Origin of the sequence: Paludibacterium sp. B53371 (assembly GCF_018802765.1) — a bacterium.
GTDB lineage: Bacteria > Pseudomonadota > Gammaproteobacteria > Burkholderiales > Chromobacteriaceae > Paludibacterium.
The window spans coordinates 2443712-2469307 of record NZ_CP069163.1 but is presented as its reverse complement, the minus strand read 5'-3'; the positions used below and the strand labels follow the sequence as shown (position 1 = coordinate 2469307).

Below are 25596 nucleotides of genomic sequence, written 5' to 3'. Positions count from 1 at the left end.
GATGTTGAATAGAAGCACCATGGCAAGCAAAACATGCTGTTGTAATGTATGGTGAAAGTTGTCTTCAGCGTGGGGAATGACCGATGTTTCAGGGACTGCCGGAACCAAGTCTTGTCAGTACCCGCTTCAGTGCCAATCTGGCCTGGCTGTTTGTCGAAGGGCCGTGGGATGCGGAGCGGGTCCGGCTGGCGCGGGATGTATTCGAGGAGGCGCGTGCGGTGCAGCCTTTGCATGCGCCCTGGGGGCTGATCGTGGTGGTGCTGGGCAGTACGGTGTGTGCGCCTGATGCCCTGCTGTCACTGCGCGCGGCGGCTCAGCGCGATACCCGTTCGACCGGCCGGGTGGCCACCGCCTGGGTACTGGCGCCCGGTCTGGAAGGGCGCAGCGTGATGGAGGTGGTGCTGCATACCGTGTATGAAGACGTCGGTCCGCTGGAGGTGTTTACCAGCGAAGCCGCCGCCGAGGTCTGGATTCGCCAGCACCTGCAGGGGAAGCTCAAGGGCTGAGATGCTGCTGCCACCCGGCCAGTGAACGTTGCCAGGCGTCGTCTGCTGCCGCCTGGTTGGCCGCGCCCGTTTCGCGCTCGAAGCGGTGTCCGGCGCCCGCATAGATCTGCAGCGGCTGCGCCAGTTGCAGCGCCAGTGCGGCTGGCAACGCATTATCCTTATCGCCATGCAGGACCAGTACCGGGCTGCTGTGGCGCTCAAGCACCGCGGCAAAGCGCCTCAGGTTTTGATCTGTGCCGGCACCGCTCAGCACACCGTAGTAACAATTCTCCGTCCTGACCCGGCCGGTGGTGGCCAGCCACAAGGCAAAATAGCCCCCGCTGGACAACCCGATGGTGCCCCGTGGTCGTCCCGCGACCTGGGGCTGCTGGCTGAGTTGCGTCAGGCTGTCGGCCAGATCCTGGTAGAGCGGCTGGGCGCAGCGGGTGAAGGCGTCGCGCCGGGTCTGTGCCGTGATGCCGTCGGCGTCGAGAAGGGCCGGCAGCAGGACGGCATCGCCCTGATCGGCCTGGCGGCGGGCGTAGCGTTGGTCGGCTGTTTGAGGTCGCCGCTGGTATGCAGCAGCAGGATGTCCGACCAGGGGCCGTCGCCCTGATCGGGGGGAGAAGCGGGGCCGGCAGCTGTGGCTGCCGACCGTGGCGGAGGCTCAGTAGGGGCGGTCGCCCAGGATGGTGGCGCGATGCATGATGCGGCGTGCCGGGCGATAGTCGTCGATGGCGTAGTGGATGGTGGAGCGGTTGTCCCAGAAGGCCACGTCGCCGGCCTGCCAGCGCCAGCGCAGGCCGAATTCCGGGCGGGACTGATGGGCAAAGAGGAAGGCCAGCAGGGCCTGGCTTTCTTCTTCCGGCAGTTCATTGATGGCGGTGGTGAAGCCGGCATTGACGAACAGGGCCTTGCGGCCGCTTTCCGGGTGGGTGCGTACCACGGGGTGGCTCAGCGGCGGGTGGGTGCGGCGGGTTTCCTCCCAGCGTTCGCGGTCGGCCGTGGTCAGGCCGAAGCGTTTCAGCGGGAAGGTCTTGGTGAAGTCATGCGTCGCCGTCAGGCCATCGAGCAGGGTTTTCAGTCGGTCGGACAACGCATCCCAGGCGGCAAAGCCGCTGGCCCACAGGGTATCGCCGCCCTGCGGGGGCAACTGGCGGGCGGCCAGCACGGCACCCAGGGGCGGGGTCTCGATGAAGGTGACATCGGTGTGCCAGATGGCATTGTCCTTGAGGTCGAAGGCTTCGGTGTCCAGCACCATGATCTGCCGGGCATCGGGGTGTTGTGGGTAAATCGGGTGGGTGTGCAGGTCGCCGAAGCGGGCGGCGAAGTCGCGCTGGGCCTGCGGGCTCAGGTCCTGGCCGCGAAAGAACAGTACCTGGTGTTCGACCAGGGCCTGGCGCAGTTGCTGCAGGGCTGGCGCATCCAGCGGTGCCGCCAGGTCGATGCCCTCGACGATGGCGCCCAGCGCCGGGGAGAGACGGGTCAGGGTAAGGCTCATCATGGGTCCTTGTTCAGTGTGTGCGCCGATACCACGGCGAGAGGGTGTTTTGCAGCAGGCGCAAGGCCAGTTCCAGGGCGAAGGCCACCAGCGCGATCACCAGAATGCCCAGTACCACGACGTCGGTGACCAGGAATTGCGCGGCGGATTGCACCATGAAGCCCAGGCCGCGCGTGGCGGCGACCAGTTCGGCGGCCACCAGGGTGGACCAGCCGGTGCCCAGGCCGATGCGGATGCCGGTCAGGATGTGGGGCAGGGCCTCGGGCAGGGTGACATGCCAGAGCAGCTGCCAGCGGCTGGCGCCGAGGGTCAGGGCGGCGCGGCGGCGCTCGGGGTCGGCATGAGCGACGCCATGGGCGCTGGCAATGATGACCGGTGCCAGAATGGCCAGGAAGATCAGCAGGATCTTGGACAGTTCGCCGATGCCGAACCAGATGACGATCAGGGGCAGGTAGGCCAGCGGCGGCACCGGGCGCCAGGCTTCGACCAGCGGGTCGAGCAGGGCGCGAGCCAGCGGGCTGGAGCCCATCAGCACGCCCAGCGGAATGCCCAGCAGGACCGCGGCACTCATGGCCAGCAGGATGCGTTGCAGGCTGGCCCAGAGGTGTTGCCACAGGGTGGCGTCCATGAAGCCATGGCTGGCGACCAGTTGCAGTTTGCTCAGCACGGCCTCGGGGGAGGGCAGGAACAGCGGGGCGATGCGACCGCTGTGTGCCAGCAGCCACCAGACGGCCAGCAGCAGTGCCAGGCTGGCGGTGCTCAGCACGGCGCCCGGCAGGGGGCGCCGTGGTTTGGCCACCGGGGCCGGCGTGGCGCTGAGCGTGGCCAGTGGCGCTCCTTCTTGCGGATAGGGGGTTTCCAGCAGATTCATGCGGCCTCCGCTTGTGTCGCCTGACGTTGACCGAACAGCGTGTCGAGCAGGTGTTCGCGCAGCGCGATGAACGTCGGGTCGGATTTGATGGCGCGGGCGGATTCCCCATCGCGGAAGCGCTGGCTGAATGTCGGCCGCAGGGTTTCGACCACCCGGCCGGGGCCGGGCGACATCAGCAGCAGCTCCGTTGCCAGGAACAGGGCTTCTTCGATGTCATGGGTGATCAGGAAGATGCGCCGGCCGCTCTGTGCCCAGACCTTGAGCAGCAGTTGTTGCATCTGCTCGCGGGTGAAGGCATCCAGGGCGCCAAAGGGTTCGTCCATCAGCAGGACGCGCGAGGCGCTGGCCAGTGCGCGGGCGATGCCGACGCGCTGGCGCTGGCCACCGGACAGTTGCCAGATCTGACGATCGCCGGCACCGGCCAGATCGACCAGTTGCAGGACCGATTCGGCTCGCTGGTGGCGCTGCGCACGCGGTACGCCCTGCAGTCGCAGGCCGAAGGCCACGTTGTCGCGCACATTCAGCCAGGGCAGCAGGGCATCGTGCTGAAAGACCACCGCGCGTGCCACATCCGGGCCGAGTACCGGCCGGCCGTCGAACTGTACCTGGCCCTGGGTGGGCTGCAGGAAGCCGGCCAGCAGGTTGAGCAGGGTGGTTTTGCCGCAGCCCGAGGGGCCGATGGCGACGGTCAGGTCCCGCTCGCCGATGTCGAGCGAGACATCGGCGAGCGCGGCCTGTGCCTGGCCCGGGTAGAAGACACTGGCGTGTCGGACGGAGAGGCTCATATCAGCGGGCTGCCTTGACGAACTGGCTGTTGATCCAGGGACTGTAGTCGGACTGCAGGCTGTCAACCTTGCCCTGGGCCTTGAGGAACTGGGCGGTATGGGTGACATCGCTGACGAACTGCTTTTGCAGGCGGACCAGCTGTTCACGTTGCCCCAGGAAGCGGTTGCCCTTCAGGCCGGCAATGACATCGGCCGGTGCGGCACCAGTCAGACGGCTGATTTTCTCCAGATTGGCCGTGTTGGCGATGAAGGCCTGCGGGTTGGCCTGATATTGGGCAATGGCGTCCAGCGAGACCTTGGTGAAGCGCTGGACGATTTCCGGGTGTTGCTCGGCAAAGTCCTTGCGCACAATCCAGATATCGTAGGTCGGACCTCCCCACTGGGCGACCTGGCTGGAGCTGGTCAGGACTTTTCCGCTGACCTTGACCTTGCCCAGTGCCGGGTCCCAGACATAGGCCGCGTCAATGTCGCCGCGCTGCCAGGCGGCGGTGATTTCGCTTGGCCGCAGGTTGATGATGTTGACCTTGCTGGCGTCGATGTTCCAGTGCTTGAGGGCGGACAGCAGGCTGTAATGCGCCGTGGAGACGTAGGGGACGGCGACTTTCTTGCCGATCAGGTCCTGGGGCTTGCTGATTTTGCTGCCGTTGCGTACCACCAGGGCTTCGGCATCGCCGATTTCATCGGCGACCAGGAAGGCCTGAATCGGCAGGCCGCGGCTGGCGGCGGCGGCCAGGGGGCTGGAGCCGATGTTGCCGATGACGACATCGCCGGAAGCGACGGCGGCGATGACTTCGGCGCCGCTTTCGAATTTACGCCAGTTGATGGTGCTGCCGGTGGCTTTTTCGTAGGCGCCATCGGCTTGGGGAATCTTGGTCGGGTCAATGCCGGTTTGATAGCCGACGGTGATGCTGTCGCCGGCGGCGGCCAGGGTGGTGCTCAGGCTCAGTGCGCCGAGCAGCAGTACGCGGGTAGTCCAGTGCCTCATTCTTTCTCTCCTTGCTGGGTTTTATTGTGACGACTGTGGTCAATCTAGCAACCAAATGATCTAAAGAAAAAGAACTTAATCTCATTTGCTTATATAAAACAGTGGGACATGGCAGGAGGAGGGCGGCGGCGGGCAAAAAAAAACGCCATGCCGGCAGGCATGGCGTGTCAGTGTCGCGTTTCGGATACTCAGTGCTTGAGCTCGTTTTCCCACTTGGCCACGACGGCGGTGGCAATCGAGTTGCCCATCACGTTGGTGGCGGAGCGGCCCATGTCCAGGAAGTGGTCGATGCCGAGGATCAGCAGCAGGCCGGCTTCCGGGATGTTGAATTGCGGCAGCATGGCGGCAATCACCACCAGCGACGCGCGCGGCACACCGGCCATGCCCTTGGAAGTCACCATGAACATCAGCAGCATGGTGATTTCCTGGGTCAGGGTCAGCGGGATATTGAAGGCCTGCGCCAGGAAGATGGTGGCGAAGGTGCAATACATCATCGAGCCGTCAAGGTTGAACGAGTAGCCCATCGGCAGCACGAAGCTGGCGATCTTGTTGGAGACGCCGAAGCGTTCCAGTTGCTCGAGGGTCTTCGGATAGGCGGCTTCGGAGCTGGCGGTCGAGAAGGACAGCAGCAGCGGTTCGCGGATCGAGCGCACCAGGGTCAGGACGCGCGGGCCGATGAACAGGAAGCCGATGAAAATCAGCAGGGTCCACAGCAGGCCGATCGACAGGTAGAACTCGCCGAGGAACTTGCCATAGGTGCCGAGGATGGCCAGGCCATCCTTGGTGACGGTGGCTGCCAGGGCGGCGAAGACGGCGACCGGGGCCACGGCCATGACGTAGCCGGTGACTTTCAGCATGACATGGGCGGCAACGTCCATCAGATCGACCAGCAGCTTGGCGCGTTCGCCCAGGGCGGCGCAGGCGGTGCCGAAGAACAGCGAGAACACCACGATCTGCAGGATTTCGTTGTTGGCCATGGCTTCGAACACGCTCTTGGGGAAGGCGTGGGTGATGAAGTCCTTGACGCTCATGGCGCTGGCTTTGATGCCGGCATCGGCGTGCAGGTCAGGCAGCGGCAGGTTGACGGCCACACCCGGCTTGAACAGGTTGACCATGATCAGGCCCAGGGTCAGCGACAGCAGCGAGGCCGAGATGAACCACATCAGGGTCTTGGCACCGACGCGGCCCACGCTCTTGCCATCGCCCATGCGGGCAATGCCGGCCACCAGGGTGGTGAAGACCAGCGGGGCGATGATCATCTTGATCAGGCGCAGGAAGATGTCGGTCAGCATGCCGACGTTGTCGGCGAAGGACTTGAGTGCAGCAGGGTCCGTCGTGCCGGAGCGGACGAACATCCCGGTCAGGATGCCCAGTACCATGCCGAGCAGGATGAACAGGGTGAGTTTCTTTGACTTCATGAGTGTGTTGTGTCCCTTGAGATAGCATGTTCCATTAAACGTCGTTGCCTGGAGCTGGCTGTTATGGTTATGGCGCTGTCTGGCGCTGTGGCAACGACGAACCGTGCCTCGGTCAATGTATTGATATTGTTCTGATAAGAGGCGAGGAAAACTCTGAAAGAGCTAGGGGGCGATTATAGACATCCTGCTGCGAGCTGTCTTCATATCTGGTATGGCAACCATACTTTTATGCATAACCTGCAGTTTTTTTGCCACGAAGCCCGCTTTCTTGGCATGAAAATTACTCAAATGGCATTGCCGGGGAATATTCGATTCGAATAAGGATTTTTGAATGCATGCCTCCCCCTGCGGCGCCCGGCACCGCAGGGGGGAGAGGTCATCGTTTGAACCAGCGACGCAACAGGGCCGGCTGGTTGAATACCAGCGCCGAAGCAATGAACAGCAGGGCAATCCAGGCGTGCAGGCCGACGCGCTCGCCGCCAATGAAGGCGCCGATCAGGACGCCGACCAGCGGTACCAGGTAGTTGGTCAGTGAGGTGAAGACCGAGCCGGCCATCTGGATCAGGCGGGCAAACATCAGATAGACGATGCCGGCGCAGAAGACGCCGAGAATCAGCAGGGACAGCAGGGTCTGATGGCTGACATGCAGCTGCCAGGGCCGGTCGATGATCAGCGCCAGCACGATCAGCGGCAAGGCGGCCAGCGCCAGGATGTTGCGCACGGTGATGACCGGCGACAGATTGCCCAGGCGGTTGAACATCAGCAGGCTGACCGAGACGCTGGCGGCAGAGCCCAGCACGGCCAGTTCGCCCAGCAGGTTGTCTGCCCAGTTGCCCGACAGGCCGGGGGCGACCAGGATCACGATGCCGACAAAGCCGGCGGCCACGCTGGTGATCGAGGACAGGCTCCAGTGTTTGCCCTGGACAAAGGCCGGTGCCAGCAAGATGGTGAAGATCGGAATGGTGCCCATCAGGATCGAGGCCACGCTGCTCTCCACGCGTGCCTGGCCCCAGCCGAGCAGGAACAGCGGCAGCAGGGCTTCGAAGAAGGCCAGCAGCAGATAGGTGGGCAGCAGGCGACGGGCTGCCACGGCGGCGTGGCGGCGCTCATCCGGCATGAACAGGCCGATGCCGGCCAGGGTCAGGGCACCGATGGCCGCCCGGCCGGCCGCCAGGGTCAGCGGCGGCAGTTCGTGAATCACGATCTGGTTGAAGATGAATTGGGCCCCCCAGATCAGGGCAATGGCCATCAGCATCAGGTAATGCATTGGGCTGGGTGTTTTGTGCATGAAAGGCTTTCTCGCAAAAAATGAAAAAACGCGCCCGCCCTCCATGTTGCCACAGGGAGGGTCGGGGGCCTTCCGGTTTAATCTCAGATGCCGGCTTGCTGCACCGGGTACGGTTGTCCGATCAGAACCGGTAATACGTCGGACATGTCGGCCGGATTGGCCGTGGTGTAAAAACGGTAGTCATGGGGCTGGGCAGGCATCTTGCCAGCCAGCAGCGCCACGGCGCGGCGGGCAATGGCGTCCGCCGGGTCATCCAGTATCACGTCGGGGCCGGCGATCTCGCGGATCAGCGGTGCCAGAAACGGATAGTGGGTACAGCCCAGAACAATGTGGTCGACATTTTCTGTCAGTAAAGGTTCGATCACCTGGCGCACGGTGTCTCGCGCCTGTGCGCTGTCGAGGTCGCCGGACTCGACCTGTTCGACCCAGCCGGTGCCGGGACGGGGCAGGACTTCCACCTTGCCTGCATGGCGCTGCAGCAGGGAGCGGAAGCGGGCACTTTTCAGCGTGAATTCGGTGGCCAGCACGGCAATGCGACCGGTGCGGCTGGCTGCGGCCGCCGGCTTGACCGCCGGCTCGATGCCGATGATCGGCAGGGGCAGGGCCTGGCGCATGGCATCGACGGCGGCGCTGGTGGCGGTATTGCAGGGCACGATCAGAATGGCCGCGCCCTGATCGGCCAGGAAGCGGCCGATGCGCAGGCTGCGCTCGGTCAGTTGCTCGCGGGTTTTTTCGCCGTAGGGCAGGTAGGCCTGGTCGGCGAAATAGCTGACCGGCCACTGTGGCAGGGCCCGGGTCACGGCACGCCAGACCGAGAGCCCGCCCAGGCCGGAGTCGAACATGGCAATCATGGTCAGTTGTGCTTGATCACGATCTTGGGGAACTTGCTGCTGAAGTCCTGCGCCTGTTCGCCGACCTTGACGGCGACACGCTGCGCCAGCTCGCGATAGCTGGCAGCGGCGGCGCTGTCCGGGGCGCTGACCACGGTCGGGCTGCCCTGGTCGGTGGCGGTACGGATGGCGATATCCAGCGGCAGCGAGCCCAGCAGCTCGACGCCATATTCGCTGGCCATGCGCTCACCGCCGCCGCTGCCGAAAATGTGTTCGGCGTGGCCGCAGTGCGAGCAGACATGAATGGCCATATTCTCGACCAGCCCGAGGATCGGCACGCCGACTTTTTCGAACATCTTGAGGCCCTTGCGGGCATCGAGCAGGGCAATGTCCTGCGGGGTGGTGACGATCACGGCGCCGGTGACCGGGACTTTCTGGGCCAGGGTGAGCTGGATGTCGCCGGTACCCGGGGGCAGGTCGATCACCAGGTAGTCGAGGTCGTCCCACTGGGTGTCATTGAGCAATTGCTGCAGTGCCTGCGAAACCATCGGGCCGCGCCACACCATGGCCTGGTCGGTGTCGACCAGGAAGCCGATCGACATGACCTGCACGCCATGGCTGAGCACCGGCTTGATGTGCTTGCCGTCCGGCGACTCGGGGCGACTGCCGGTCACGCCCATCATCAGCGGCTGCGACGGGCCGTAGATGTCGGCATCCAGCAAACCGACGCGAGCGCCTTCGGCGGCCAGTGCCAGCGCCAGGTTGACGGCGGTGGTGGATTTGCCGACGCCGCCCTTGCCGGAGGCCACGGCGATGATGTTCTTGATGCCGGGAATCAGCGGCACGCCACGCTGGGCGGCATGGCTGATCACCTGGCTGCTGACGTTGATGGTCAGCGGGCGTCCTTCCGCCACCTCGGCCAGTGCGGTCTCGAACTGCGCGCGTACTTTGCCCAGGCGGCTGTTGGCCGGGTAGGGCAGGACGACATCGAAGCGGATGCCTTGCGCGTCGTGCTGCAGGTTCTTGCAGCGGTAGGCTTTGCGGGTAATCGGGTCGATCTGGCTGGCCAGAATGGTATCGATCTGCTTGCTCATGGTGTGTGCTCGGTGCCGTGGACGTGTGGTGTAATACCCGAGTATTTTACTCAAATTATTGCGTTGCGTCAGGCCTGATTTTAGCGCGATTCAGCTGGCGTTCGCTGCCATTTTGTCGGACTTGGCTGAATGACGGCGGGTCTGGCCGGAGGCAAGATGGGGGTGACTGCGTTGTCTGTCGGACAGTATATCGTCGATTCGTTTGATGTGATACAATCTAAGTCGTTGAATTTAAGCGTCATGCCCGGTTTTTGCTTCGGGCACGCTGGAGGCCGGCCCGGAGGGGAGCGGCCTCTTTGTTCTTTTTCGAAAGGTTTGTCATGCAGAAACACGCGGCGCTCTCTCCCGCTACCCTGTTGTTCCCGCTCGCTCTGGTTTTGTTCGAATTCTCGGTTTACATCGCCAATGACATGATTCAGCCCGGCATGCTGGCCGTGGTGCGTGAATTCGGTGTCGATGCCTCCTGGGTGCCGACCTCGATGACCGGTTTCCTGCTCGGCGGCGCCTTGCTGCCCTGGCTGATGGGGCCGCTGTCCGATCATATCGGCCGTCGTCCGGTCATGCTGTGGGGTGTGGCGTTCTTTATTCTCGCCTGCCTGGGCAGCCTGTGGTCGCATGACATCATCAGTTTCATGGTGCTGCGCGTGTTGCAGGGTATGGGGCTGTGCTTCATTTCGGCAGTCGGCTACGCCACCATTCAGGAAGCGTATGAAGAACGTGCCGCAGTCAAGGTGACGGCGTTGATGGCCAATGTGGCGCTGATTGCGCCGCTGGTTGGTCCGGTAGCCGGTGCGGCCATGGTGAATGTCTGGCCCTGGCGCGCCAGTTTCCTGGTGATTGCGGTTTTCGCGGCGATTTCGTTCGTGGGCCTGATTGCTTCGATGCCGGAAACCGTGGTGCGCGGCGAGCAGGCCTTCAGTGCCGGCAAGCTGGCACGTGATTATCGCACCGTGTTCGCCAATCGCCGCTTTGTCGCCTCTGCCCTGTGCATTCCGCTGCTGGCGCTGCCGCTGCTGGGCTGGATTGCGTTGTCGCCGGTGATGCTGGTGCAGGATGCCGGCATGTCGATCCTGCAGTATGGCCTGTGGCAGTTGCCGGTGATCGGCGCGTTGATCGCCGGCAATCTGTTGCTGGTCAAGTTCGGCGACCGCTGGCCGCTGGGCCACTCGGTGGCCGTTGGTCGTCTGCCGGCCCTGGCGGGGGTGGCAGTGATTGTGGCCGGGGTCTTGTTTCCGGCCGTGAAGTTCTATTTCCTGATTGCCGGCATGAGCCTGATTACCCTGGGTGAGGGCCTGGCTTTTGCCGTACTGTACCGTTTTGCCCTGACGGCGACGGATATCGCCAAGGGGGCCGTGGCAGCCAGCATGACCATGATCTCGATGGCGGTTTACGCCTGCGGGATCGAGGGGCTGAAAAAGGCCTATCTGCAAGGGGGCTATGCCGGATATGCCCTGCTGGTACTGGTGCTGGCGCTGATGTTCTTCCTGCTGTCGCGCCGCATGGTGGGGGTGGCCATGGCCGACCGCGCACCGGGCGGTCGTCTGGCAGAAAAGGGCGCGTGATCGGTGCCTGCCGCTGCTGTTATACTGGAACGCTGTAAGTTACCGCTAAAAGGACGAAAACAATGACAAGCAAACGCAAGATTCTGGTGACCAGTGCACTGCCCTATGCCAACGGTGCCATCCACCTCGGTCATATGGTCGAGCACATCCAGACCGATATCTGGGTTCGGTTCCAGAAGATGCGTGGCCATACCTGTCACTATGTTTGCGCCGACGATACGCACGGTACGCCCATCATGCTGGCGGCCGAGAAACAGGGCATGACGCCGGAGGCGCTGATCGAGCGCGTGCGCGGCGAGCACCTGGCGGATTTCAGCGGTTTCCATATCGGCTACGACAACTATTACAGCACCAACTCGCCGGAAAACAAGGCGTTTGCCGAGCAGATCTATCTGGCACTGCGTGCCAATGGCAAGATCGCCAGCCGCACCATCGAGCAGCTCTACGATCCGGAAAAGAACATGTTTCTGCCGGACCGCTTCGTCAAAGGCGAGTGCCCGAAGTGTGGCGCCAAGGATCAGTACGGTGACAACTGCGAAGTGTGCGGCGCCACCTATGGCCCGACCGAACTGAAGCATCCCTATTCGGTGGTTTCCGGTGCCAAGCCGGTGCTGAAGAGCTCGGAGCATTATTTCTTCCGTCTGGGCGATTGTGCCGACTTCCTGAAGAAGTGGACCGCCGGCAGCTCGCGTCTGGCCGATGGTCGCGAACTGCCGCACCTGCAGCCCGAGTCGCTCAACAAGATGAATGAGTGGATTGAAGGCGGCCTGCAGGATTGGGATATTTCGCGTGACGCGCCGTATTTCGGTTTCGAGATTCCGGATGCGCCGGGCAAGTATTTCTATGTCTGGCTGGATGCGCCGATCGGCTACATGGCTTCGTTCAAGAATCTGTGCGATCGCAGCGGTCTGGACTTCGACGAGTACTTCGGGCCGGATTCCAAGGCCGAGCTGGTACATTTCATCGGCAAGGACATCCTGTATTTCCACGCCCTGTTCTGGCCGGCGATGCTGAAGTATGCCGGTCTGCGTGCGCCGACCAGCGTTTTTGCCCACGGCTTCCTGACCGTGGATGGTCAGAAGATGTCCAAGTCGCGCGGGACGTTCATTACCGCCAAGAGCTATCTGGATTGTGGTCTGAATCCGGAGTGGATGCGCTATTACATTGCCGCCAAGCTCAATGCCCGCATCGAGGACATCGACCTGTCGCTGGAAGATTTCATTGCCCGCGTCAATTCGGATCTGGTTGGCAAGTACATCAACATCGCCTCGCGTGCTGCCGGTTTCATCAGCAAGCGCTTTGCCGGCAAGCTGGCGCCGTCGCTGGCTGATACCGCGCTGCTGCAGTCCCTGCAGGCGGCCAGCGAGGAGATCGCCGCCGCCTTCGAGGCACGGGAGTATGCCCGTGCGCTGCGTGACATCATGGCGCTGACCGATCAGGTCAATGGCTATGTGGATGCCAACAAGCCCTGGGAGCTGGCGCGTCAGGAGGGCAGCGATGCCCGTCTGCACGAGGTGTGCAGCGTGCTGATCAATGCCTTCCGCCTGCTGAGCATCTTCCTCAAGCCGGTCCTGCCGAAGCTGGCGGAAAACGTCGAGGGCTTCCTGCAAGTGGCGCCGCTGCGCTGGGAAGATGCGGCGACCCTGTTGCTGGGGCATGAGATCCGTCCGTATCAGCATCTGATGACTCGGGTGGAGCAGTCGCAGATCGATGCCCTGATCGTGGCCAACAAGCAGTCGATCGAGGCGGCCAAGCCAGCGTCCAGCCTGGAGCCGCTGGCCCCGACCATTGGTATCGAGGATTTTGCCAAGCTGGATCTGCGCGTCGGCAAGGTGCTGGATTGCCAGTTTGTCGAAGGCTCCAGCAAGCTGCTGCAGTTCACCGTCGACCTCGGTTTCGAGCAGCGCAATATCTTCTCCGGTATTCGCAAGAGCTATGCAGATCCGGCTAAGCTGATCGGCCGCAATGTGATCGTGGTCGCCAACCTGGCGCCGCGCAAGATGCGTTTCGGGGTGTCGGAAGGGATGATTGTCTGCGCCGGGCTGGACGAGGAGCATGACTTCCATCTGCTGGATGTCGATGCCGGCGCCTTGCCGGGCTGGCGTCTCAGTTAAGTTTGTGCCGCACGAAGAACAAAAGCCCTGGCCTTGTGCCAGGGCTTTTGTTATTTGATTTGTCAATTTGGCACAATCTTGCCGTCACATTGTTTGATTATGCTTATATTAGAGCTAAATGGAACTTGACTTGAAGCTTGATGTCGAATTAGTTTAAGCGTTGAGTTCAACGATCGTAAATACACAGTTTTTGATGGACCATAATAAAAAGGTGAAATATGAAAATCAGCCAATTGCAACCCGGTCACAAGATTCTTGAGCATCGCGACAGCGGTGAAGTGATTCATTACGAAGTCGTCAGCGTCTCCCAGGTGGGCAAGATGTTTGAAGTGACCTTCCGTACGGTTTCCGGTCTGGCATCGGCCTTGTATCCGGCCAACGCATTCATTTCCGCGGCCGCCTGAGCGACCGTCGCGACCGACCGCTCCGCGTCGGTTTTTCCTCCGTTTCAACCGTCATCCCGTTCTCCCCTCCCGGCTGCTGTCGCGAGGGGATTTTCATGTCGTACAGATAAAAAAATGGCCGCGCGTGGCGGCCATGACAAGAGGGTTACTACGGATGCAGAGAGATAACAAGCGACCTCACGCCTCCCGAGAAATCCGGTGAGCCGATGTCACTGTCTCCAATATAGGGGGGCACTGTTGCTGGATTATGTAGCCCAAGTAAACGTCAGGTAAAAATAAACCAGATATTTCTGGACAGTCAGATCCTTCAATGTTAAGATGATTTTCTTCTGACGCGGGGTGGAGCAGTCTGGTAGCTCGTCGGGCTCATAACCCGAAGGTCGTAGGTTCAAATCCTGCCCCCGCAACCAAGAATTCCAAAAAACCCGTTACGCTTGCGTAACGGGTTTTTGCTTTTGTGTCTCTGCAAGGGCAGGCAGGCAAGAAAAAAGCGGATTGTCCGGGGACAATCCGCTTTGCTCGTCTGGCGGGGCATTCAGTCTTGCTGAACAGCCTTCCGGACAATGAAGCGTTCATTCTTCTCGATGTGATTCAGGAACATCAGCAGGCGTTCGTACAGCGGATTGGCCTGATCGCCAAACCTTGCTGCCATCAGCTCGCCAATTTCCTGCACCGTCCGCGTGCCATCAATGCTGAGAAACGCATGGCTGGCCTGGTCATCCAGCGAAGTGCGGCGATAAGCCGGAATCTTGAATTTCAGCTTGCGTACGAAACGCTGGATCCAGTGATCCTGCTTGCGCAGGATCGTGACGATGCGGCGGTCATCGATCTCGTAATCCAGTCCGGCCTTGATTTCGTAAACCACGTCCAGTGGATTGTTGTGTTCCATGACCGCCTCCTGCTTACTTCTCAGCCTGATGATGCGAGGTCTTGGCGAGTACCAGCGGCAGAACCGTCAGCACGCACAGGACCGCCAGCAGCACGATGGCCATTTCATTGCTGGCCACAAAGCCCACCGGATCCTTCAGGTTGATGATGCCGGATACCTGCAGGATGATGCCGATCAGACCGATGATCGAACCACCGGCTACCAGGCCGGACGACAGGCTGACGCCGTGCGCCACCTTGGCATCTTTTTCTGCTTCGCTCTTGGCGGTCTTTTCGACAATCACGCGCAGCAGCGAACCCACCAGGATGATCGAGGTGGTGGAGATCGGCAGGTAGAAACCGATGGCGATGGTCATGATCGGCAGTTCCAGGAAGAACAGTACCAGTGCCATGAACACACCGACGAAGATCATCACCCACGGCAGCTTGCCGGACATGATGCCCGAGGTCAGGGTGGCCATCAGGTTGGCTTGCGGCAGACCGAACTGGGCATCCGCGCCCGTGTTGGCCAGCTGCTTGGACAGCACCATGATGGTACCAACGACCACGATGACACCAACGATACTGGCCAGCGCGTAGAAGCGCTGCATTTCGTTCTTGCTGCCACCGATGATGTAGGTCACCTTCTGGGTCTGCATGTAGCCACCGGCGATGGAGACGGCCACAACGATCAGGCTGCCGAACAGCAGCAGTGCCTTGTTGTCGGCCAGGCCATGCCAGCCCATGCTGACGAAGGTCATGGTGACGATCACCAGCGAGGCGATGGTCATGCCGGATACCGGCAGGTTGGAGGTACCGATGGTACCGGTCAGACGACCCGAAACGATCACGAACAGTACCATCAGGATCAGGCACAGTACGGTACCGATGATGGCCATGGCCACATTGCCTTCGGAGCCGACGAAGCCGGCCACAAAGGAAATCACGGCACCGGCCAGCAGGATCTTCAGGAACTGGGTGTCCTTGCTGTCACCGGCACTGGTCTTGGCGCCCAGGGTTTCCTTGATGGAGCCGACGATGACCGGGATCAGCTTGATGGCACCGATAATGCCACCGCACAGCATCATGCCGGCGCCGATGTACTTGACGTACGAGCTGGCAATGACGCCAACCGGCATGCCTTGAACGGCCACATGACCCTTGTTCCATACCATCAGACCCGGGGCAGCCATGTCAGAGAAGTAGCCGATCAGCGGGATGATGGCGAAGTTCGACATGATCGAGCCGGCGAACATGGTGAGCGAGATCTTCAGACCGACGATGAAGCCGATACCCAGCAGCAGCGGGTTGACTTCCATTTCGAAGCGGTACTTGTAGGCCTGGGTGCCAATGTAGCTCATGACATTGTTGACCCAGCCGAAGACTGCGCTGGTCACGGCGGTGATCACGCCACCGATGCCGAAGCCGATACCCATGTACTTGAGCGATTCACCACCGGAGTCAGATGCCACCAGGGTTTCCGAGATGGCCATCGATTCCGGATACATCAGCGAGCCATGCTCGTCGACGATCAGGTAGTTGTGAACGATCGAGGCAACACCAATCCCGAACAGTACACCGCCCACACCGGCCAGCAGGCCTTCGAGGAAGGAGAACTGACTGCCGATCAGCAGGATCGACGGCAGGACGAAGATCATACCGCTGGCAACCGATTCACCCGCGCTGGACATACCTTGAATCAGGTTCTTGCCCAGGATGCCGTTCTTTCTGGCGAACATGTTCACCAGACCGGTACCCAGAATGGCGCCAGGGATCCCCGCCGCGACGGTCAGACCGGCCTTCATGCCCGAGTAAGCCGTCGATGCAGCAAAGACGGCAGCGAGAATCAGACCGATGATGAAGACGACCATGCCTCCACCGAGCGTGGAGGTGCCTGTGACGTAAGGAACATAGTCCTTACCGGCCATGCCTCCATATGCACCTTTCGGCAGCTCTTTTTTCATTTGTGACTCCGTGATATCCAAACAATTGAATGAGCCAGGCGACAGGGGCATCTCATCTGGGGCAGCGGCTGGTACGGCTGAACCGCTGACCTGTGTATCAGTAAAGCTTCCCTGTGCCAGTGTGTTGCCTGGCTAGCCGTGATGGGGCAGACAGCGAGTACGGCCACTACCCCATTTCGGACAGGTGCGATGCTAACGCGCTTTGGCCGATTCCGACAGCCGTGGAAAATCCTGTCAGTCAGCCTTTGGCGAAGAATTTTCCCTGTCGATTGGCTGACCGTGCTGCCAGCCCGGCGAGTAGCGGACCCGGCCGCGGTTCCGCTGCCAGGCGCTGTGGGCTCCCCATGTCAGATCAGGCGTGCGTGTAATGCGCCCAGCGAATTTTTGCATGCGTTTTTTGCATGAATGTCACCGCTTCACCAGACCGCCGCCTGCGGCGCGTGACGGTCAATGCGTTGTTTTGCAACTTTATGAATTTGAAAGAGAAATTTGAATTTTTTGCCTTGGGGTCGTGGCAGGGAAGGCCGTTTGTCTGACACGAACGGCAGCGAGAGGGCCGGGAAATATGATTAATGTCAGATGTTGGTGACATGACGCAGCGCCATGCCGACAGGATCAGTCTCTGAAAGTTCACCCTGCACAGGGCGAGACCACGATGATCATCCGTTTCCGGGCGCCGATCCGCGCGTGGAGCATGCCGGGTTTCCACAGATGGGGGCAGTGTCTGCGCCGTACCAGTCTGCCTTGCTGTCATGGCTCAAAAATGAACCTGTATGTCGCAAAAACATAAATCGTTTTTTGATTATGTTGCATGGAAGCCGCGTATTGCTGTCTCTGCGGCTCGCCGATGAAATCAACCAGATGATTCCCCTCCCTTGGTAGCATCTGGCCAGATTAATCAATTGTTTGGCAGGATGCTGCGCAATGCCTGCCTTGGTGCGGCGAGGGGCGAAATGCCCGCGGCGCATATCGGGCGGTTCGGGAGGGGGGCACCGGATGTCAGGACGATCAGATGTTGTGTGGCGGGTGATGCCGATCAGCCCGCGTGGTCGCGGCGGAAAACCCACTGATCGTCGTCAGACGCGGCCTGGCAGAAAGCATAGCCTTCGGCATCGAAGGCTTTGAGTTGCTCCGGATCGTCGATCTGGTGATCTACCGCCCAGCGCACCATCAGGCCGCGTGCGCGCTTGGCATGGAAGCTGACCACCTTGTACTGCGCCCCCTTCAGATCCTGAAAGACCGGTGTGACGATGCGCACGCCCAGTTTGGCGGTTTTGACCGACTTGAAGTACTCGTTGGAGGCCAGGTTGACCAGCACCGGCACCGGGTCCTGCGCCAGGCGTGCCTTGAGCTGCTCGGTGATTTGCTCACCCCAGAAGGCGTACAGATCCTTGCCGCGCGGATTGGCCAGCCGGGTGCCCATTTCCAGCCGGTAGGCCTGCATCAGGTCCAGCGGCCGCAGGCAACCGTACAGACCGGACAGAATGCGCAAGTGATCTTGCAGCCAGCTCAGTTGCTGCTCATTCAGACTGGCGGCATCCAGCCCCTCGTAGACATCACCCATGAAGGCCAGTACAGCCTGCTTGGCATTTTCCGGGGTAAACGGGGGCTGCCAGTCGTGGAAGCGACCGACATTCAGCACGGCCAGGGCATCGCTGATCGACATCAGTGCGGCCAGGTCAGCCGGAGACAGGGTACGCAGAACGCGGATCAGTTCCGCGCTCTGGTTCAGCAGCTCGGGCTGGCTGAATTGTGCAGTGTGGGCGGGCGTATCGTAGTCCAGGGTTTTGGCCGGAGAAATCACCATTAACATGGTTGGGTCCTTCATTGGATTGACTGGCAAACTGTCTGGCATTCTATAAGCTGTTTCGATTTGGAAAAAGGATTAATGATGCGGGCATTGCTGCAAAGGGTGTCGTGTGCCTCGGTCACCGTCGATGGCCGGGAAACTGGGCGGATCGGCACGGGGCTGCTGGTGCTAGTCGGTATTGAAGCGGCGGATGGCGAGGCGGATATCGACTGGCTGTGCCGCAAGATCAGCCAGCTGCGCATCTTCAATGATGAGGCCGGCGTGATGAATCGTTCTGTGCAGGAGGTGGGGGGCGATGTGCTGGCGGTCAGCCAGTTCACCCTGTATGCCAGTGTGCACAAGGGGAATCGTCCTTCCTATTCGCGAGCCGCTGCACCGGATATTTCCTTGCCTTTGTTTAACCGTTTTGTCGATGAGATGTCCCGTGTCCTCGGGCGGCCGGTACCGACGGGGGTATTTGGCGCTGACATGCAGGTGGCGTTGGTCAATGACGGGCCGGTGACCATTTGGCTGGATACCCGGCAGAAAGACTAGAAATATTGAATTTCAAATTGGTATGCCATACTTGAAGTCATCGCCCGGATGGACCGCCATGACCCGATATCTGCGCCGTGTGCTGCTTTGCTGCGGGCTGTCGCTGATGACTGCCGCATCGGCCGATCCTGCGCGTCTGGTTCGACTGGCCACGCTGGAGTGGCCGCCGTATAACAGTGCAGCCTTGCCGGCCGGGGGATTCAATACGGCCCTGGTGCGCGAGGCCTTGCGTCTGTCGGGCTATCGGCTGGAGGTGGTGACCCTGCCCTGGAACTCGGCGGTCTACAAGGGGCTGCACGATCCGCGTTTTGACGGCTATTTCCCGGAGTATGTCTCGCCAGCCGTGCGCCGCAACTGTTTCCTGTCGGAGCGCGCCGGCGAGAGCCCGGTGGTGCTGGCCAAGCGCACAGGCAAAGACTACCTCGTGCGCGGGGTGACGGATCTGCGGCATTATCTGGTGGGGGTGGTGAACGGCTACAACAATACCGAGGCCTTTGATGCCAATGTGGCCAAGGGCGTGCAGCGCGTCGATGTGGCCGCCTCCGATGAGCAGAATCTGGTCAAGCTGGTGCATGGCCGGGTGGATCTGATCATCATCGATCGTTATGTGATGCAATGGCTGCTGAGCAACAGCGCCCGACTGGCCGGCATCGGCAGCAAGGTGCAGACCATGGAGCCGCCGCTGCAGGTACAGGGCTTGTATGTCTGCTTCAAGCGGGAGAGCCGCGGACAAAAGCTGGCCGACCGCTTTTCTGCCGGCTTGAGGCAAATCGATGTCGATCGGTTTACTGCCGATTATCTGGCCGGCCTGCCGCATTGAGGCGCCGCCAACAAAAAAGGACTGCCAGGCAGTCCTTTTTTGTTGCGCCGACCGGCGGGTCACAGGCCGTTGATGACCACGACCTGACCTGGGTGCAGTCTGTTGAGCTGATCGGGGTCGTTCAGCTTTTGCAGCTGGGTCCGGTCAATGCCGAAGCGCCGGGCGATGCTGTAGACCGTATCACCACGCTGCACCACATACTGTGCCGGTTGTGCCGAGGCCTGGCTGTTGCCGAGCGTGACGGCCTTGTCGGCGACATTGTCGCTGACCTGCTGACTGGCGCGGGATTTCAGCTGCAACACTTGCCCAAGGCGGACATTGTTGCTGGTCAGGCCATTGAGCAGCTTGAGGTCGGACACGGACAGGTTGTTGCGGCGAGCGATGTTGTAGAGGGTATCGCCGGGCGCCACGATGTGCTGGCTGGCCGATGCCTGTGCCATCTGCGGAACCGGATCGGCCATGGCCACGCGGATCACGTTCGGGCTGGCCGGCCGGTTGCTGCCGGGGTTGTCAGAGGGGGGGGAGACAGGCTCAGCGGCCAGCGCTGCAATGGCATCCGTCGTGGCGACCCGGGCCGGGGCGCTTGCGGCGGCGGGGGCCGGGCTGCTGACGTTTGCTGACGGGACCACGCTGACCGGCGCCGGGCTGGTGGCCTGAGCGACCAGCAGCGGCGGCGTGGCCTTGACCGGCGGCGCGACATTGACGGCCTGCGGCGCAGCGTCAGTTGTCGTGGCCGGTTCGTTCATCGCCAGCTGGGTGTCGGCGACCGGCAGAGGCTGCAGGTCATTGACGCCACTCTTCATCGAAATCAGTACCGGGCGACCTGCCGGCAGAGTACTGCTGCTCAGGTGGTTGACACTGAGCAGCTGCGCGCTGCTCATGCCGGTACGACCGGCCAGATCGACGACCGACTCGTCGCCGCTCGGGGTGTACACCTGCCAGCTCAGCAAAGGTTTGTCCCATTTGGCCAGGTTGGCCTGGAAGCGATCAACGGCATGCGTGGGCAGCAGCATCTGGCGCCCGGTCTTGTAGGCAAACACCGGCAGATTGAAGGCCGGGTTCAGCTCCATGAATTCGCTGACCGAAATGCCGGCGAGACGAGCCGCCAGATCGATGTCCATGTGGCGGCCAGGGCTGACCGCGACGAAATAGGGCTTGTAGGGGAATTTGTCCAGACGGACGCCGTAACTGGCCGGATCGGCCAGCAAATCGCGGATGGCCAGCAGCTTCGGTACGTAGCTGCGGGTCTCGGCCGGCATGCGGACGTTTTCATAGGTGACCGGCAAGCCGGCTGCCTGAGTCCGGGCAATGGACTTGGCCAGGTTGCCCTCCCCCCAGTTGTAGGCGGCGAGCGCAAAGCTCCAGTCACCGAACTGGGCATACAAGGTTTGCAGATAATCCAGTGCGGCATTGGTCGCGGCGGTGACATCGCGGCGACCGTCATACCACCAGGTCTGCTCCAGACCATACTGACGGCCCGTCATCGGCATGAATTGCCAGAGTCCGGCGGCACCAACCGGTGAAGTGGCGGAGGGCTTGAAGGCACTCTCCACCATGGGCAGCAGGGCAATTTCAGTCGGCATGCCGCGGCGTTCAACTTCGCTCAGGATGTAGAACAGGTACTTGTGACCACGGCTGAGGGTGCGTTTGAAGGCGTCGGGGTGGCTGGCGTAGTAGGCGGTCTGGCGTTTGATCAGGCTGTCATTGACTTCCGGCATCTGGAAACCCTGGCGCAATCGCTCCCAGACATTGTTGCCGTTTCGCAGCATGCTGGCGTTTTGCAGCATCATTTCCAGCCCGGCGGCCAGCCCCTGGTCGGCACCGGCTGCCAGCGGCGGCGTGTCTGCTGCCGCCTTTGCGGCCCCGGAGGCGGCAAAGAGCAACGACAAAGCAAGTGCCAACGGTTTGAATCTTTTCATTTGGCGGGCCCAGAATCTCTCATTTTTGGCCGATGCTAACCACCGTAAATGGGTGTGTCAACCTGAAAAATGCAAACAATTTCATAAGGTTTTAGCATCTGCTGGCGCAATAGCAAGCAGGACGGGCATTCCATCATTAAAAGTGTGGTATTTATCCGATAAATATACCCTCGCCGAGGGCGTCAATTTGCTTCGGACAACTTAAGAAATATTCTCGTTTGGCTGTTTAACCTGCTTCACAGATTAACCGGTGGTCTGCGGCAAAATTGTACAAATCACCGTGATTTGCCTGCGCGGGCCTCCAGGCGCGGGCCGACCGGCGCGGAGTCCGGGCCAAAGCCTTTTCCTGCCTGGCTTTCTGGCAGGGAGGGGGCCGGAGGGGAGCGGGGCGCTCTTGTGTCCGGCTCGGCAGGAGATCAAACATCTTGGCTTTTGAAGCCGTCTTTCCAGCGGCGCAATGCCGCGAATATTTCAACCTCGCTGTCCATTTTCCTGTTTTCCCGCCGTTCAATCTGCTCGCGTATAGACGGTGTGTGGCAGCGCAAAAATGGATTTGTCGCCAATTCAAGCGAGAGTCGCGAAGGTAATGTCGGCTGAGCCTGATTCCGTCGAGCCTGATCATTGGCAAGTCTTTGATTTATATCTTGGTTGAATGGCTCAATGTGCTTGGCGAATTGCAGGTTGGATAAGGTATATTCGTGCGCCGGGCACACCAGGGTTTCCGGCGGCAGGCCGGCCAGCTGGCTCAGCGAGGCGGCCATCTGGGCAGGACTGCCCTCGAACAGACGGCCACAGCCGGCGCCGAACAGGGTGTCGCCACAGAACAGCCAGGGGGCAGCGTAATAGGCCAGATGGTCCAGGGTATGGCCCGGTACCGCCATGACGGCAATGTCCAGGCCCAGGGCCCGGATCTGTCGGCCGTGATCGACGGCCAGGTCGACGCCGGGCAGGGTGGCGGGGCCGATCAGCTGCATGGCGGGAAAATGATTGCGCAGCATCGGCAGACCGCCGACATGATCGTCGTGGCGGTGTGTGATCAGGACGGTCTGCAGTTGCAACTGTTGTTGCTGCAGAAATGCCAGCAGGGGGCGCGCATCGCCCGGGTCCACCGCAAGGGCGTCCGACCCGTTGTGTAAAACCCAGATATAATTGTCGGAAAACGCCGAGACAGGAGAGAGCACAAGCATGGTGATCAGAGACCTTTCGCGATGATCAAGTCATTTTCCCAGTGGCTGACACAAAGCGAGCTGGGCCGGTATCTGCTGGCAAAGGAGCAGACGTATTTCGATCGTGCCGTGGCCGATGTGTTCGGCTATCATGCCGTGCAGATCGGGGTGCCGCAGGTCGATTTTTTACGCGAAAACCGTATCCCCTGGCAATGCCATGCCGGCCGGGACCCGGGGGCTCAGGTCGTCTGTGATCCGGCGCAGCTGCCGTTTGCCAGCGCCAGTCTGGACCTGCTGGCGCTGCCGCATGTGCTCGATTTTACCGATCAGCCGCATCAGGTGCTGCGTGAGGCCGAGCGGGTGCTGATGCCGGATGGCCGCCTGGTGCTGACCGGTTTCAATCCGGTCTCGCTCTGGGGCGTGCGCCGCATGATACAGGGGCGGTTTTATTCGCCCTGGAGCGGCAACTTCCTGCCGCTGCCGCGCATCAAGGACTGGCTGGCCCTGCTCGAACTCGAGCCGGGCGGGGGCGCTTTTCTGGCCTATGCTCCCCCCTTCGAGCGCACCGACTGGCTGGAGAACTGCCGCTTCATGGAGTCGGCCGGTGACCGCTGGTGGCCGCTGGCCGCGGGGGTTTATGGCATCGAGGCCGTCAAGCGGCGTCGCGGCATGCGCCTGATCATGCCCAAGTGGCGCAAGACCAAAGCCGGACTGATGGTGGCCGGCAAGGACCACCATCAACCGGTATCCAAGCAATCAGACAAGATCGCATGACACAACATCAGGTAGAGATTTATACCGACGGCGCCTGCAAGGGGAATCCCGGACCGGGCGGCTGGGGCGCACTGCTGCGTTATAACGGACAGGAAAAAGAGCTGTTCGGCGGCGAACCGGACACCACCAATAACCGCATGGAGCTGCGGGCGGTCATTGCGGGCCTGCAGGCCCTGACCCGTCCCTGCAGTGTCGTGGTCTATACCGACTCCCAGTATGTCAAGAACGGCATCAGCGAGTGGATCCACAACTGGAAAAAACGTGGCTGGAAAACCGCCAGCAAGGAACCGGTGAAAAACGCCGACCTGTGGCAACTGCTCGATGCCGCCCGTGAGCGGCACCAGGTCGAGTGGCGCTGGGTCAAGGGCCATGCCGGCCACGAATTCAATGAGCGGGCGGACCAACTGGCCAACCGCGGCGTCGAGTCCATTTTGTAATTTTCTGCCGCCGGGCGGCAGCGCAGGTGCATCGCATGAGACAAATCATCCTCGATACCGAAACCACCGGTCTCGAACCCTCGCAGGGCCATCGCATCATCGAGTTTGCCGGTCTGGAAATGATCAACCGCAAACTGACCGGGCGGCATCTGCATCTGTATTTCCATCCCGACCGGGCCATCGATCCGGACGCCGAGCGCGTGCATGGCATATCGCTCGACTTCCTGGCGGACAAGCCGCGCTTTTCCTCCAGCGGTCGCGAGGTGGTGGAGTTCATTCGCGGTGCCGAACTGATTATCCACAATGCACCATTTGACGTCGGCTTCCTCAACGCCGAATTCGAGCGCATCGGCATCGAGCCGGTCAAGCAGCTCTGCAGCAGTGTCATCGATACCCTGGCCATGGCGCGGGATCAGTTTCCCGGCAAGCGCAACAGCCTGGATGCCCTGTGCGACCGCTTTGACATCGATCGTTCCAATCGGACACTGCACGGCGCCCTGATCGACTGCGAGCTGCTGGCCGAAGTCTATCTGTCGATGACGCGCGGGCAGGAAAGCCTGGTCATGGACATCGAGCTGGATGATGGCCAGGACCTGCAAATGCACAGCGAAGGTTTCGAGCGCAAGCCTTTGTCGGTGCTGCGCGCCGATGACGCCGAGCTGGCCGAACATCAGCGCTATCTCGATGATCTGGACAAAATCGTCAAGGGCGCCTGTCTGTGGCGGACGCTGGAAGGCGGGGAGGGGACGGCATGACACGCTATGTGGCCCTGGTGCCCGCCGCCGGCAACGGCTCGCGTTTCGGTGCCGCCTGCCCGAAACAATATCTGCAGCTGGGTGGCCGCCCGCTGATGTGGTACACGCTGGCCACCCTGTGCGAGGTAGCGGCCATCGAACAGGTGGTGCTGATTCTCTCGCCCGGTGACGAGTGGTTTGACGACTACCAGTGGGATTTGCCCAAGCTGTCCGTCCATCGTGTTGGTGGCGCATCGCGTGCCCTGACGGTACGCAACGGCCTGGAGGCGCTGCAGCTGAGCGCTGAAGACTGGGTATTGGTGCACGACGCCGCACGTTGCTGTCTGTCGGTGGCCATGGTCGAGCGGCTGCTGAGTCAGGTCGGCGATGATGCGGTCGGCGGCCTGCTGGCCATGCCGGTACCCGATACCGTCAAGCGTGCCGACCGCGAGGGACGCGTGGCCATGACCCTGCCCCGCCAGGGGATGTGGCTGGCACAGACCCCGCAGATGTTCCGGGCCGGTACGCTGTCCCATGCCCTGGCCGGGGAGCTGGGCGACGGGGTGACCGATGAAGCGTCGGCCATCGAGCGCCTGGGACTCAAGCCGGTGCTGGTGGAGGGGGATGCCAGCAATTTCAAGGTGACCTGGCCACGTGATCTGCCGCTGGCGCGGGCCATTCTGGAGGCAAGAAAATCATGACGGACTGGCGTGTCGGACAAGGCTATGATGTGCACCGGCTGGTGCCGGGTCGCCCTCTGATGCTGGGTGGCATTGAAATCGCCCATGATCACGGCCTGCTGGGGCACTCGGATGCCGATGCCCTGTTGCATGCCATCACCGATGCCGTACTGGGCGCGGCCGGCCTGGGGGATATCGGTCGTCACTTCCCCGATACCGACGAACGCTTTCGCGGTGCGGACAGTGCCAAGCTGCTGCAGGAAGCCTATGCCCGGGTGCGTGCCGCCGGCTGGCAGCTGGTGAATGTCGATGCCACCGTGATTGCCCAGGCGCCGAAGCTGGCCGGACATATCGATGCCATGTGCGGGCGGATTGCCGCCATTCTGGCGCTCGATCCGGCCTGCGTGAATGTCAAGGGCAAGACCAATGAGAAACTGGGTTATCTTGGCCGCCAGGAAGCGATCGAGACCCAGGCCATCTGTTTGCTGCAACGCGCATGACCTGCGACATATGCCTTTTTTCATTCATCTGGGATAATGAAGTACAGTCCTGTC

Annotated in this window: 25 protein-coding genes and 1 tRNA gene; 12 read left to right on the top strand and 14 right to left on the bottom strand. The window is 61.4% G+C overall.

Annotation, left to right across the window (positions count from 1 at the left end; genetic code table 11):
- The first annotated feature begins 83 nt into the window (after window positions 1-83).
- The gene (locus tag JNO51_RS11815) at window positions 84-506 is read left to right on the top strand and encodes a hypothetical protein (protein ID WP_215777431.1); all 423 of its coding nucleotides are present in this window, start codon (window positions 84-86) and stop codon (window positions 504-506) included.
- On the opposite strand, the gene JNO51_RS17560 is transcribed toward JNO51_RS11815, so the two are convergent.
- From JNO51_RS17560 to apbC, 9 genes are all read right to left on the bottom strand, one after another.
- Window positions 496-990: a dienelactone hydrolase family protein gene (locus tag JNO51_RS17560; protein ID WP_371822933.1), complete on the bottom strand. Its 495-nt coding sequence runs from the start codon at window positions 988-990 to the stop codon at window positions 496-498. The genes JNO51_RS11815 and JNO51_RS17560 overlap by 11 nt on opposite strands.
- A 162-nt stretch (window positions 991-1152) precedes the next feature.
- Window positions 1153-1986, bottom strand: a complete 834-nt coding sequence (gene tauD, locus JNO51_RS11805) for a taurine dioxygenase (protein WP_215777429.1) — start codon at window positions 1984-1986, stop codon at window positions 1153-1155.
- Window positions 1987-1999: 13 nt separating this feature from the next.
- Window positions 2000-2857: a taurine ABC transporter permease TauC gene (gene tauC / locus JNO51_RS11800; protein ID WP_215777426.1), complete on the bottom strand. Its 858-nt coding sequence runs from the start codon at window positions 2855-2857 to the stop codon at window positions 2000-2002.
- Window positions 2854-3642, bottom strand: a complete 789-nt coding sequence (gene tauB / locus JNO51_RS11795) for a taurine ABC transporter ATP-binding subunit (RefSeq protein WP_215777424.1) — start codon at window positions 3640-3642, stop codon at window positions 2854-2856. The genes tauC and tauB overlap by 4 nt, the downstream gene beginning before the upstream one ends.
- A 1-nt stretch (window position 3643) precedes the next feature.
- Entirely contained in the window at window positions 3644-4627 is a 984-nt protein-coding gene (gene tauA / locus JNO51_RS11790) for a taurine ABC transporter substrate-binding protein (protein ID WP_215777422.1), read from the bottom strand.
- Window positions 4628-4815: 188 nt separating this feature from the next.
- A complete protein-coding gene (locus tag JNO51_RS11785; RefSeq protein ID WP_215777420.1) occupies window positions 4816-6045 on the bottom strand; it encodes a dicarboxylate/amino acid:cation symporter in 1230 nt (409 codons plus the stop codon).
- Window positions 6046-6421: 376 nt separating this feature from the next.
- On the bottom strand, window positions 6422-7333 hold the full coding sequence (locus JNO51_RS11780) for a DMT family transporter (RefSeq protein WP_215777418.1): 912 nt from the start codon (window positions 7331-7333) through the stop codon (window positions 6422-6424).
- Between the two features lie 83 nt (window positions 7334-7416).
- Entirely contained in the window at window positions 7417-8184 is a 768-nt protein-coding gene (gene murI / locus JNO51_RS11775; RefSeq protein WP_215777415.1) for a glutamate racemase, read from the bottom strand.
- Window positions 8185-8186: 2 nt separating this feature from the next.
- Window positions 8187-9257: an iron-sulfur cluster carrier protein ApbC gene (gene apbC / locus JNO51_RS11770; protein ID WP_215777413.1), complete on the bottom strand. Its 1071-nt coding sequence runs from the start codon at window positions 9255-9257 to the stop codon at window positions 8187-8189.
- Between the two features lie 320 nt (window positions 9258-9577).
- On the opposite strand from apbC, the gene JNO51_RS11765 reads away from it, so the two are divergent.
- The 4 genes from JNO51_RS11765 (at window position 9578) to JNO51_RS11750 (ending at window position 13747) form a co-directional block, all read left to right on the top strand.
- The gene (locus JNO51_RS11765) at window positions 9578-10819 is read left to right on the top strand and encodes an MFS transporter (RefSeq protein WP_215777410.1); all 1242 of its coding nucleotides are present in this window, start codon (window positions 9578-9580) and stop codon (window positions 10817-10819) included.
- 62 nt (window positions 10820-10881) lie between these two features.
- Complete coding sequence (metG, locus tag JNO51_RS11760) at window positions 10882-12933, top strand: methionine--tRNA ligase (RefSeq protein WP_215777408.1); 2052 nt, start codon at window positions 10882-10884, stop codon at window positions 12931-12933.
- Between the two features lie 218 nt (window positions 12934-13151).
- Window positions 13152-13337, top strand: coding sequence for a hypothetical protein (locus JNO51_RS11755; protein WP_215777406.1), 186 nt, complete (start codon window positions 13152-13154; stop codon window positions 13335-13337).
- A gap of 333 nt (window positions 13338-13670) precedes the next feature.
- A tRNA-Met gene (locus tag JNO51_RS11750) sits at window positions 13671-13747 on the top strand.
- 125 nt (window positions 13748-13872) lie between these two features.
- Here JNO51_RS11750 and JNO51_RS11745 read toward each other — a convergent pair.
- The 3 genes from JNO51_RS11745 to yaaA form a co-directional block, all read right to left on the bottom strand.
- Entirely contained in the window at window positions 13873-14226 is a 354-nt protein-coding gene (locus JNO51_RS11745; RefSeq protein ID WP_215777404.1) for a PqqD family peptide modification chaperone, read from the bottom strand.
- Window positions 14227-14239: 13 nt separating this feature from the next.
- The gene (locus JNO51_RS11740; RefSeq protein WP_215777402.1) at window positions 14240-16168 is read right to left on the bottom strand and encodes an OPT family oligopeptide transporter; all 1929 of its coding nucleotides are present in this window, start codon (window positions 16166-16168) and stop codon (window positions 14240-14242) included.
- A gap of 1036 nt (window positions 16169-17204) precedes the next feature.
- The gene (gene yaaA / locus JNO51_RS11735; RefSeq protein WP_215777399.1) at window positions 17205-17981 is read right to left on the bottom strand and encodes a peroxide stress protein YaaA; all 777 of its coding nucleotides are present in this window, start codon (window positions 17979-17981) and stop codon (window positions 17205-17207) included.
- Between the two features lie 78 nt (window positions 17982-18059).
- Here yaaA and dtd point away from each other — a divergent pair, with 78 nt between their 5' ends.
- Both dtd and JNO51_RS11725 read left to right on the top strand, forming a co-directional pair.
- Window positions 18060-18512 (top strand): D-aminoacyl-tRNA deacylase, encoded by a 453-nt coding sequence (gene dtd, locus JNO51_RS11730; protein WP_215782716.1) that lies wholly within the window; start codon window positions 18060-18062, stop codon window positions 18510-18512.
- 58 nt (window positions 18513-18570) lie between these two features.
- The gene (locus JNO51_RS11725) at window positions 18571-19332 is read left to right on the top strand and encodes an ABC transporter substrate-binding protein (protein WP_215777397.1); all 762 of its coding nucleotides are present in this window, start codon (window positions 18571-18573) and stop codon (window positions 19330-19332) included.
- Window positions 19333-19391: 59 nt separating this feature from the next.
- Here JNO51_RS11725 and JNO51_RS11720 read toward each other — a convergent pair whose 3' ends face one another.
- Both JNO51_RS11720 and gloB read right to left on the bottom strand, forming a co-directional pair.
- A complete protein-coding gene (locus JNO51_RS11720; protein ID WP_215777395.1) occupies window positions 19392-21251 on the bottom strand; it encodes a LysM peptidoglycan-binding domain-containing protein in 1860 nt (619 codons plus the stop codon).
- 416 nt (window positions 21252-21667) lie between these two features.
- Window positions 21668-22438 (bottom strand): hydroxyacylglutathione hydrolase, encoded by a 771-nt coding sequence (gene gloB / locus JNO51_RS11715; protein ID WP_215777393.1) that lies wholly within the window; start codon window positions 22436-22438, stop codon window positions 21668-21670.
- Window positions 22439-22459: 21 nt separating this feature from the next.
- Between gloB and JNO51_RS11710 the strand changes: the two genes are divergently transcribed.
- From JNO51_RS11710 to ispF, 5 genes are read left to right on the top strand one after another with little or no spacing between them, the layout of a single operon-like run.
- Window positions 22460-23191: a methyltransferase domain-containing protein gene (locus JNO51_RS11710; RefSeq protein ID WP_215777391.1), complete on the top strand. Its 732-nt coding sequence runs from the start codon at window positions 22460-22462 to the stop codon at window positions 23189-23191.
- Entirely contained in the window at window positions 23188-23628 is a 441-nt protein-coding gene (rnhA, locus tag JNO51_RS11705) for a ribonuclease HI (RefSeq protein WP_215777388.1), read from the top strand. Before JNO51_RS11710 ends, rnhA begins: the two co-directional genes overlap by 4 nt.
- Window positions 23629-23663: 35 nt before the next feature.
- Entirely contained in the window at window positions 23664-24383 is a 720-nt protein-coding gene (gene dnaQ, locus JNO51_RS11700; RefSeq protein WP_215777386.1) for a DNA polymerase III subunit epsilon, read from the top strand.
- A complete protein-coding gene (gene ispD, locus JNO51_RS11695) occupies window positions 24380-25063 on the top strand; it encodes a 2-C-methyl-D-erythritol 4-phosphate cytidylyltransferase (RefSeq protein ID WP_215777384.1) in 684 nt (227 codons plus the stop codon). Before dnaQ ends, ispD begins: the two co-directional genes overlap by 4 nt.
- On the top strand, window positions 25060-25542 hold the full coding sequence (ispF, locus tag JNO51_RS11690) for a 2-C-methyl-D-erythritol 2,4-cyclodiphosphate synthase (RefSeq protein WP_215777381.1): 483 nt from the start codon (window positions 25060-25062) through the stop codon (window positions 25540-25542). Before ispD ends, ispF begins: the two co-directional genes overlap by 4 nt.
- Window positions 25543-25596 lie beyond the last annotated feature (54 nt).

Bases quoted from the DNA above. Each gene is read 5' to 3' on its own strand.
- JNO51_RS11815 (WP_215777431.1), top strand. From the start codon at position 84: ATGTTTCAGGGACTGCCGGAACCAAGTCTTGTCAGTACCCGCTTCAGT.
- tauD (WP_215777429.1), bottom strand. From the start codon at position 1,986: ATGAGCCTTACCCTGACCCGTCTCTCCCCGGCGCTGGGCGCCATCGTC.
- tauC (WP_215777426.1), bottom strand. From the start codon at position 2,857: ATGAATCTGCTGGAAACCCCCTATCCGCAAGAAGGAGCGCCACTGGCC.
- tauB (WP_215777424.1), bottom strand. From the start codon at position 3,642: ATGAGCCTCTCCGTCCGACACGCCAGTGTCTTCTACCCGGGCCAGGCA.
- tauA (WP_215777422.1), bottom strand. From the start codon at position 4,627: ATGAGGCACTGGACTACCCGCGTACTGCTGCTCGGCGCACTGAGCCTG.
- JNO51_RS11785 (WP_215777420.1), bottom strand. From the start codon at position 6,045: ATGAAGTCAAAGAAACTCACCCTGTTCATCCTGCTCGGCATGGTACTG.
- JNO51_RS11780 (WP_215777418.1), bottom strand. From the start codon at position 7,333: ATGCACAAAACACCCAGCCCAATGCATTACCTGATGCTGATGGCCATT.
- murI (WP_215777415.1), bottom strand. From the start codon at position 8,184: ATGATTGCCATGTTCGACTCCGGCCTGGGCGGGCTCTCGGTCTGGCGT.
- apbC (WP_215777413.1), bottom strand. From the start codon at position 9,257: ATGAGCAAGCAGATCGATACCATTCTGGCCAGCCAGATCGACCCGATT.
- JNO51_RS11765 (WP_215777410.1), top strand. From the start codon at position 9,578: ATGCAGAAACACGCGGCGCTCTCTCCCGCTACCCTGTTGTTCCCGCTC.
- metG (WP_215777408.1), top strand. From the start codon at position 10,882: ATGACAAGCAAACGCAAGATTCTGGTGACCAGTGCACTGCCCTATGCC.
- JNO51_RS11755 (WP_215777406.1), top strand. From the start codon at position 13,152: ATGAAAATCAGCCAATTGCAACCCGGTCACAAGATTCTTGAGCATCGC.
- JNO51_RS11745 (WP_215777404.1), bottom strand. From the start codon at position 14,226: ATGGAACACAACAATCCACTGGACGTGGTTTACGAAATCAAGGCCGGA.
- JNO51_RS11740 (WP_215777402.1), bottom strand. From the start codon at position 16,168: ATGAAAAAAGAGCTGCCGAAAGGTGCATATGGAGGCATGGCCGGTAAG.
- yaaA (WP_215777399.1), bottom strand. From the start codon at position 17,981: ATGTTAATGGTGATTTCTCCGGCCAAAACCCTGGACTACGATACGCCC.
- dtd (WP_215782716.1), top strand. From the start codon at position 18,060: ATGCGGGCATTGCTGCAAAGGGTGTCGTGTGCCTCGGTCACCGTCGAT.
- JNO51_RS11725 (WP_215777397.1), top strand. From the start codon at position 18,571: ATGACCCGATATCTGCGCCGTGTGCTGCTTTGCTGCGGGCTGTCGCTG.
- JNO51_RS11720 (WP_215777395.1), bottom strand. From the start codon at position 21,251: ATGAAAAGATTCAAACCGTTGGCACTTGCTTTGTCGTTGCTCTTTGCC.
- gloB (WP_215777393.1), bottom strand. From the start codon at position 22,438: ATGCTTGTGCTCTCTCCTGTCTCGGCGTTTTCCGACAATTATATCTGG.
- JNO51_RS11710 (WP_215777391.1), top strand. From the start codon at position 22,460: ATGATCAAGTCATTTTCCCAGTGGCTGACACAAAGCGAGCTGGGCCGG.
- rnhA (WP_215777388.1), top strand. From the start codon at position 23,188: ATGACACAACATCAGGTAGAGATTTATACCGACGGCGCCTGCAAGGGG.
- dnaQ (WP_215777386.1), top strand. From the start codon at position 23,664: ATGAGACAAATCATCCTCGATACCGAAACCACCGGTCTCGAACCCTCG.
- ispD (WP_215777384.1), top strand. From the start codon at position 24,380: ATGACACGCTATGTGGCCCTGGTGCCCGCCGCCGGCAACGGCTCGCGT.
- ispF (WP_215777381.1), top strand. From the start codon at position 25,060: ATGACGGACTGGCGTGTCGGACAAGGCTATGATGTGCACCGGCTGGTG.